Origin of the sequence: Oscillatoria sp. HE19RPO (genome assembly GCF_024220515.1) — a bacterium.
Lineage (GTDB): Bacteria > Cyanobacteriota > Cyanobacteriia > Cyanobacteriales > Laspinemataceae > Laspinema.
In genome coordinates, this window is record NZ_JAMXOT010000301.1 from 1 (window position 1) to 2,214 (window position 2,214).

The 2,214-nt window shown below is 45.0% G+C and carries 6 protein-coding genes; all 6 read right to left on the reverse strand.

Annotated elements, in window-relative coordinates:
• Positions 1–183: 183 nt before the first annotated feature.
• Complete coding sequence (locus NG833_RS24205; RefSeq protein ID WP_254567835.1) at positions 184–360, reverse strand: hypothetical protein; 177 nt, start codon at positions 358–360, stop codon at positions 184–186.
• A gap of 200 nt (positions 361–560) precedes the next feature.
• A complete protein-coding gene (locus NG833_RS31030) occupies positions 561–761 on the reverse strand; it encodes a hypothetical protein (protein ID WP_375293944.1) in 201 nt (66 codons plus the stop codon).
• A 22-nt stretch (positions 762–783) separates the two neighbouring features.
• Complete coding sequence (locus tag NG833_RS31035; protein WP_375293945.1) at positions 784–1,023, reverse strand: transposase; 240 nt, start codon at positions 1,021–1,023, stop codon at positions 784–786.
• Between the two features lie 6 nt (positions 1,024–1,029).
• Positions 1,030–1,203: a hypothetical protein gene (locus tag NG833_RS24210; protein WP_254567836.1), complete on the reverse strand. Its 174-nt coding sequence runs from the start codon at positions 1,201–1,203 to the stop codon at positions 1,030–1,032.
• 77 nt (positions 1,204–1,280) lie between these two features.
• On the reverse strand, positions 1,281–1,811 hold the full coding sequence (locus tag NG833_RS24215; RefSeq protein ID WP_254567837.1) for a helix-turn-helix domain-containing protein: 531 nt from the start codon (positions 1,809–1,811) through the stop codon (positions 1,281–1,283).
• A 208-nt stretch (positions 1,812–2,019) separates the two neighbouring features.
• Positions 2,020–2,214 (reverse strand): hypothetical protein (locus NG833_RS24220; RefSeq protein WP_254567838.1); only part of this gene is annotated, 195 nt, incomplete at its 5' end.

Sequence of the window (2,214 nt, forward strand, 5' to 3'; positions counted from 1 at the left end):
CTAAATTTTAGAATTGATGAAACCGGGGAACTCCGGTCATTGGACGGATTTAACAAAGACAAGGTTTTGACCCGCGCTCTAGTTGGGGACTCCAGCGCTACCCTCAAATTCCCCGAGACTCAATGGATGTTTTCTGGATAGGCCAATTACACGGTCCCCGGTTTACCAATCAATGACAGCGAGTTAATCCGAGGGTTGGATTTGGTATTCCCCCGGTGCGATCGCATCTTCCTGTTCCCCTCTACCGAAATGCACGGGGCGATTAAATTGCCAGAGATTACCCCCTAGATGGGTCTGGCATGGACTGAGCGGTTTATGGAGTTTGAGCCAGAACAGCGTTACTGTGTTGGGAATCTCCACTATATCTCGGTGAAACAACCGGACAGGAAAGCTTTACTGCAAAATTACTTAGAGATTGTTACCGGAATCATGGGAGCTTACCCGAGTGTTTATTTGGTTCCAGTGGTTAGCAGGTTTTTGGGTTCTAAGATTCCTTTCTCGTTCCGGGCATACCCAGAACTGAAAAAACTAGAACAGACGTGCAAAAATAAATAGCCAGTCTATTTAGACTCCTTGAAGCCTTCAAATTTCCATAAGAATGGTTTGGCGCTCGTTCGGTTGAAGTAATCGATAAACTTAAGAATTTGCTCAGATAGGTCAAAGGTCGAAGTGAATTCTCCGCGTTTTAAAAGGCGACGGGTCAAGATACTGAACCAACATTCAATCTGGTTTAACCAGGATGTGTGTTTGGGCAAATACACAAAACGAATTCGATGGGTGGGGTCACTTAAAAAAGCACCAGCGAGTTTTCATCGATGCCAAAATTCCTTTTTTCCCTTTAACACCCAGGTCGGTATTTATCTGACAGCGCTCGGCTACCAACTGAACTAAAGATTCACTCCTATGAGTATTCAGTTGGTCAACAATAAAAATCCAGCCTGCTTCAGGGTCCTTATCAATTGTCTGCTCGATGTGGTTGACAAAATCTATCTCAGTACGCCTCGGACCAATAGAGGGTTCTATAACTTGTCATGAGGCAATATCCCAATTGGCTATTAAAGTTAACGTTCCATGTCGGATGTACTCGAACTCTATCCGTTTTACTTGTCCGGGAATCATCGATTTAGTCGGGTAAGCTCTTTCTAATGCTTGAATTCCCGTCATTTCATCGGTACTAATCAAATGGATGCCATTTTCGGCCAATTTTGATGCATTATGGTGTAGTTCACAAACGTTTTTTACTTGCTCTTGAAATGCTTCTCTATCTTTAGGGGTTGTATTTAGCCAGTATTGAGAGCGGTGAGGTTGAAGATCCGCCTCATTTTAAAAAACGCCCCACGCGCTCGGCGGGAAATTTCTTTGACTATTCCTCTTTTAACGACTTCGGATGCCAGTTCTTGGTGGGTCCATTCATTGATTGGGCGCTGACTTAGGGAAGGATGTTCACAGGCAACTGCAACAATTTGGACAATATCATCTACGGTAAATGTGGGGGGCTTACCTGGACGGGGTTGATCACTTAAAATATCTATAATCAGTTGAATTAATTTTTTATCGCTAATTTCTGTGGTTTCTGCTATCTCTAGTGTAGCTGAGGCGTCAGCCCATCGGGAGCGCCACATCCGAACTTGATTCCGGTTCATTTGCAATTGGTCAGAAATTTCGCTGTTATTAATTCCATCAGCCGCCAACAAAACTAATTTGGCCCTTTGTACTAATCGATGTGGATTAGTTGCTTTGCGCGATATTTGTTCTAGTAACTGATGTTGCCTTGGAGATACTGTACAGACTTTGGCTTTTGGAGTAGGCATGATTGATTAAGTCGAGATAGAACTTGGGCGTGGCCCCTGATAGGGGTCCCTCTGCCTCTTTCTCTTATTATAGCTGGTTATGTTCTTTTGCACTTCTGCACTAGAACCCTGCATTGACTTAGATTGGTTGGATCCGAATCAGTCAGATTTTTGGGCTGATTCCCACGGGCATCTGTCCCGTTTGGGGTGGTCTCTGCTGAAAGAACGCTTAGAGATTGTTTGATCCAGGTCTTGAGTGCGATCGCTCCTGGGGAATCTTGGGTGCGATCGCAACTCTCCCCCTCCCTCTCCCCCTGGCCCCTGTTCTATAGCATTGCCCTCCCCCTCTCGTACCCGTCAATGCTATAGAACATCGATGGGGAGAATTGAAGGCGATCGCATCTAACCCAGCATCATCAGAATT